The 5,974-nt window shown below is 36.4% G+C and carries 8 protein-coding genes; all 8 read left to right on the plus strand.

Annotation, left to right across the window (positions count from 1 at the left end; genetic code table 11):
- On the plus strand, nt 1–562 hold a 562-nt coding region (locus IX38_RS21710), incomplete at its 5' end, for an ABC transporter ATP-binding protein (protein ID WP_034708170.1).
- 15 nt (nt 563–577) lie between these two features.
- Entirely contained in the window at nt 578–1,156 is a 579-nt protein-coding gene (locus IX38_RS21715) for a murein L,D-transpeptidase catalytic domain-containing protein (RefSeq protein ID WP_034708172.1), read from the plus strand.
- A gap of 36 nt (nt 1,157–1,192) precedes the next feature.
- On the plus strand, nt 1,193–1,870 hold the full coding sequence (gene radC / locus IX38_RS21720; RefSeq protein WP_034708174.1) for a RadC family protein: 678 nt from the start codon (nt 1,193–1,195) through the stop codon (nt 1,868–1,870).
- Nucleotides 1,867–2,778, plus strand: coding sequence for a hypothetical protein (locus tag IX38_RS21725; protein ID WP_051885018.1), 912 nt, complete (start codon nt 1,867–1,869; stop codon nt 2,776–2,778). Before radC ends, IX38_RS21725 begins: the two co-directional genes overlap by 4 nt.
- Nucleotides 2,779–2,868: 90 nt before the next feature.
- Nucleotides 2,869–3,801, plus strand: coding sequence for a phytanoyl-CoA dioxygenase family protein (locus tag IX38_RS21730; protein WP_034708176.1), 933 nt, complete (start codon nt 2,869–2,871; stop codon nt 3,799–3,801).
- A 32-nt stretch (nt 3,802–3,833) separates the two neighbouring features.
- Nucleotides 3,834–4,946, plus strand: a complete 1,113-nt coding sequence (locus tag IX38_RS21735) for a hypothetical protein (protein WP_034708177.1) — start codon at nt 3,834–3,836, stop codon at nt 4,944–4,946.
- 24 nt (nt 4,947–4,970) lie between these two features.
- The gene (locus tag IX38_RS21740; protein WP_034708178.1) at nt 4,971–5,483 is read left to right on the plus strand and encodes a DUF7935 family protein; all 513 of its coding nucleotides are present in this window, start codon (nt 4,971–4,973) and stop codon (nt 5,481–5,483) included.
- A gap of 17 nt (nt 5,484–5,500) precedes the next feature.
- On the plus strand, nt 5,501–5,974 hold a 474-nt coding region (locus IX38_RS21745; protein ID WP_034708179.1), incomplete at its 3' end, for an inorganic diphosphatase.

Consider the following 5,974-nt stretch of genomic DNA (forward strand, 5'->3'; position numbering starts at 1 on the left):
CGGAGCCGGAAAGTCTACGTTGCTGCAGATCTTAGGAACCTTGGATCATCCCAGTCATTCCAATAAATACAATACGGAAATTGGTATTGCAGGCGAGTCTTTCATTAATATGAATGATAAGCAGCTTTCCAAATTCCGGAACCATAATATCGGTTTTGTATTTCAGTTCCATCAGCTTCTTCCTGAATTTACTGCTTTAGAAAATGTTCTGCTTCCAACGAAAATTGGAGGAGCCAATGAAAAAGAGGCTTTAGAAAAAGCATATGCCTTATTTGAAGACCTTAAAATAGAGCAAAGGCTGAATCATAAACCTAACCAGTTATCCGGAGGAGAAGCACAAAGGGTAGCTGTAGCAAGAGCTTTGATCAATTCTCCCAAAATTATTTTTGCGGATGAACCCACAGGAAACCTGGATTCAAAAAATGCGGATGATCTTCACAGGCTATTTTTCGATCTTAGAGATAAATACAACCAAACCTTTGTTATTGTAACCCACAACCCGAATCTTGCCGAAATCACAGACCGTAAACTGGTCATGAAAGATGGAATGATCATCGAATAAAAGCCGTTTTACCTGATGAAAAAGTTTATTTTCCTGTTCCTCTTTATTATTTTCTGCTCCAAAGCTGAGTCTCAGGAAAATAATGCTTCCAGTGTCCTTCCGGAAGCAAAGATTTTGGAAATTAAGAACTTTGTAAAAGAAAAAAATTACAATCGGGATATCGCTGTTTTTATCAATTTTAAGATTCATTCCGGGAAATACCGTTACTTTGTCTATGATCTGAAAAACAATAAAATACTGCAGAAGGCAGTTGTTTCCCACGGATCAGGCTCGGTTGTTAAGAATTCAGATGCTTTGAAATTCAGTAACACAGAAGGATCGTACCAGTCTTCACTTGGCAAGTATGAAATCCTGAACAGCTATAACGGGAAATTCGGAAAAGCGTACAGACTGAACGGGCTGGATGCCGGCAACAGCAATGCGATGGAAAGGGCAGTAGTATTGCATTCTTTCGGGTGTATTCCGGATAACGAATCCCAAAGTCCTGCGTGTTTAAGTTTAGGATGTCCTATGCTTTCTGCCAACGCATTTACCCAGACTGCAAAATATCTGGACCAATCACAACAGACGGTGATACTGTATGCATTTTATTAAATTCACAACCCTTATTGATAACTTTATAACACACAAATGACCATAAAATTCCTTGCCGAAGACGACAGGCCCAGAGAAAAATTTTTACTGAAAGGAAAGAGTTCACTTTCTGATTCCGAACTTCTGGCGATCATTATGGGAAGCGGAAGTAAGAATGAAAGCGCGCTGGAACTGGCAAGAAAAATACTGTCGTCAGTCAATAACAGCTGGCACCAGCTGAGCCTACTTTCCAACAAAGACCTCATGAAATTCAAAGGGATTGGAGAAGTAAAAGCTGTTTCCATTATTGCAGCATTAGAGATCGGGAAGAGAAGAGCTGTTCAGGAAATACCGGAGAAGGCCGTGATTTCTAACAGCAACGATGCCTATTGTATCCTTAAAAATCAGTTGTCAGATTTAAGAACTGAAGAATTCTGGGCTGTATTTCTTAATCAGAGCAATAAAGTAATCCATATCTCACAGTTGACGCAGGGAGGGATAAGCCAGTCTATTGTAGATGTCAGGATTCTGTTTAAAACTGCGTTGGATCATTTTTCAACGGGAATTATTATCGCACATAATCATCCGTCGGGTAGCCTGAAACCCAGTAAAGAAGACATCAGCATTACCAAAAAAATAGATGAAGCCGGAAAAACATTGAGTATACAGCTTTTAGACCATATTATTATTACACACGACACCTACTTTAGTTTCTCAGATGAAGGATTATTATGATTAGAAGACTGAAATATAACGAAATTGATTTTAAAAAATATGCAGACTGTCTGGGAAAGTCAGAACAGAGAAAGTATTCGGCATCAAAAAACTTTTTAGATGTAACGACCAATAACCAGTGGGATATTCTGATCTATAATGATTATGAAGCTGTAATGCCTGTTCCTTTTATTCTCAAAAAAGGAGTCAAAATTGTGCATAACCCATTGATATGCCAGCAGCTTGGCATCTTTTCAGTTAAAGATGACAAGAAGATCAATGAACAGTTTCTGATTTTTTTTCAGAAGAATTATCTGATAAGAGATTATCATTTTAATGAAACCAACAGCTTCGATTCAAAATTGAAAACAAAAAAGAACTTTCTTTTATATTCCGATGATTATACTAAGGTTTTTGCTAAATACTCCCCCAAAAGAAAAAGAAAACTGCGGCTGGACGATGAAGTGAAAGAAAATTCAGAGCTTAAAGAAATCAACTATCAGGAAGCTGAGATTTTCATTAAAAAAAATGTGGTAGGGCTGGATAAAGAAAAAGATACAGACACTTTACTGAAAACTCTTAAGACGTTTCATTCATCAAAACATTTAAGGTTTTTGGCTTTTTACTATCATCATGAGATCACTAACATGATAGCGATTTATTCAGATTATGATACCATTGCCCTTTTAGGAACCTTTAATGATAAAAAATACATTAAAATGGCCGGGGCATCCACACTTATTGATCATGTCATCAGGGAAAATATTGAAAATTATATTTTTGACTTCGAAGGAGGCAATCTTCCGAGTATTGAAGAGTTTTTCAGGGGTTTCAGGCCCGTGTTAAAAAATTATGCGGTCATAGAAAACTCTAAAAAGACTCTGATCAGGAATTTTGCAAGGTTTCTGATGAGAGGCAGATTTTCCTGAGATTAATATCATGTATATTTCGTTATTTAGAATGATTTTAATTAAATATATTCCGTACCTTTATCAGGTATTTATCCTAATAATCCAGCCATGCTAAAGCAGATCCGTCATTATAAGCTGCCCTATATTATTTATAATTTCTTTAATAAGAAAAAACTGCAGCATAATATTCCTTTGTACAAAAAATACGGTCTCAATAAAAACTATTTTTCCAGTATTTCCAGCGCAGATTTTGTCCATCTTCCGGCTTCTGAAAGAGGAATAAGCCAGGAAAAGCTTATTAATACGGCATTCTTCAAAGGACTTACTGCCGAAAACAAAGAAAGCGCGCTTCAGTATGACGATAATGGATACCTGATTTTAAGGAATTTCATCAGTGCAGATGAGGCCGACAGGATCAATAATGAAATTGAAAAACTGATGGAAAACGGCACGCTTAAATTTATTTACGGCGGAAAACTGATGTTTGCCATTCATCATTCAGAGATCATTAAGAATATTGGGAATGATAAAAATCTACTGGATTTTCTGTCTGTACTTTTAGATGGAAAGGCCAAACTTTTCCAGAGTATTAATTTCATCAATGGCAGCCAGCAGAAAACGCATTCGGACAGCATTCATATGACGACATATCCGCTTGGCGGGCTTCTGGGCGTTTGGATCGCATTAGAAGATGTGGATGAAAGCAACGGAGCTCTTCATTATATTCCAAAAAGCCATAAACTTCCCTATTTCCTTAATTCTGATTATGATAACGAAGGAGATACATTTAAAATAGGTAAAAAAAGTTACCGGGCTTATGAAGAGTTTTTGGAATCCAAAGTCAAAGAATTAGGTCTGAAAAAAGAAATCTTTAAAGCAAAAAAAGGGGACATGTTAATATGGCATGCCAATATTCTTCATGGCGGCGAACCGCATACAGATAAGAACAGAACACGGAAAAGCCTGGTGTATCACTTTTTCGATGAAAACAGTGTATGTTATCATGAAGTGACGCAAAGACCCGCATTGTTTGAACTGTAACCTGCTGATTTTTTTCGCTCTATTTATGCCTGATGTCATATTATCTGTACACCCACCAGTATTATAATGTGGACCTGGAGGCTTATATGGGGCTTGTTTACAAAGCTGAATATCCGGAAATGAAAATAGAGGAGATTCATAAAAAAGTATACACTGAATTAAAAGGGACCAATCCAAAGCTTTTCGGAATTACTCCGCAGGATGAGGAAATCACAGTGGGAGAGAATACCTATTATAAAGTGCTGTCGGAAAACCCAAAAGCTTATGAAGAAGAAATTCAGCTGTTTTCTGTAAAGCCATTTTATAATTTTATGAACCTGATGTTCTTTAAATTAGGTTTTAAAGTGACCACTTCCATATTTTTAACCTCTATACTTTCTTATGTTCTTATTTTGGTTTTAATATTCACTTTCCTGATCAGGATTTTAAAGAATTATCCTCTGGCATTCATCATAACGATCTTAATTTCTTTATTCAAACCGCTTTTGGAGGCCAGCAGGTATGCTTCGGCAGACAGTTTATCCTGTTTAATGCTGCTGTTGAGTCTGTATGCTTTTACGGTCAGGAAGAACCATATTGCGGCTACCGTTTTTTCGATGCTCTGTATTTTGACAAGACCGGAGTATTTTATTTTGTATTCATTTCTTTATATTCTGGTTTGTTTTTACAGAAATACCCTTCAGATTAAAACAGCTGATGTATTTTTATCTTACGGCTATATTTTTCTTTCCTTTTTTCTGATCCAGTATTTCAACCAGATTTCATGGTCCACCTTGTTCATGAATCAGTTTACAAAAGTTCAGATTTATCCGGTATCGAATCCGGATTCCTTTTATTTTCCGGATTATTTAAATTTTATCAGGAAGAATATAATGCTGGATTTTAACGGGTCCTATTTTCCGTTACTTTTAATAGTCGTTGTCATCATTCTGGCGAATAAATTTTCATTGAAAAGCAGGGAAAGCTGGGTGCAATGCCTGTTTTTCGGAGCTGTTTATGCATCTGTTTTTCTGAGATTTCTTGTTTTTCCAAGCTTGGCGAACAGAATGATGATCGGTTTTTATCTCATTATCATACTGTCTCTGGTCTATATTCAGAATTCTAAGACCGATATATTTAAAAACTCTTTAGTAGCCCGAAAATAATTAGTAATTTTGCAGTCTAAAATTATGGCTAGTTTTTCAGGATATCTACCGTATGCTTTTGCATTGATTATCGCAATTCCTTTTCTGGTTTTGCTGAGACAGTTTGTACATTCATACATCACCCTTAAAAATCAGGAGATCAAGCTTCTTTCCGTGAAATCAAACTCTGAAAATAAAGCACATTCTTACGAAAGAATGACCCTTTTTTTAGAAAGGATAAAACCGTCGAATATCATCCAGAAATTTGATGAAGGTTTGGCCGTACACGAATTCATTTTCCTTACAGAAAAGACCATCAATGACGAATTTGAATACAATTCTTCACAGCAGCTGTATATCACAAAAAGCTCGTGGAAAAATATTGTAGATTCTAAAAACGCTTTGATAGATTTACTTCACAAAACCTACGATGGACTGAATGGAAATGCAGATCTTGAAGAATTCAAAACCATTTTCATCATGAACTATATGGAGGGCGATGACTATATTGCGGCTACAATAGAAGACCTTAGAAGAGAAATTTTAATTATAACTTAAAAAATAACAGATAAATAATGATTCCAAATTTTAAAGCACATCCATGGCATGGGGTTTCTGCAGGAGAAGATGCGCCAAATGTTGTAAACGTATTCGTGGAAATCGTTCCTTCAGATACCATTAAATATGAAGTAGATAAAGAAACAGGATTTTTGAAGGTAGACAGGCCTCAGAAATTTTCCAATATTATTCCCGCTTTATATGGGTTTGTTCCAAGAACATACTGCCACAATGAAGTTATGAAACTGGCTATAGAAGCAGGAGCTGATGATGTGACGGAAGGAGATCATGACCCGCTTGATATCTGTGTATTAAGCTCTCACAATATCCATTCAGGAGGATTATTAATGGAGGCTATCCCAATCGGAGGATTCAAAATGATCGACGGAGGTGAAGCAGATGATAAAATCGTTGCAGTAATGATCGGTGACCATGCTTTTGGACATTTCAGAGATATTTCTGAACTTCCGGAAGCAGAAGTAAAAAGACTG

Origin of the sequence: Chryseobacterium luteum, from assembly GCF_000737785.1 — a bacterium.
GTDB classification, from domain to species: Bacteria; Bacteroidota; Bacteroidia; order Flavobacteriales; family Weeksellaceae; genus Chryseobacterium; species Chryseobacterium luteum.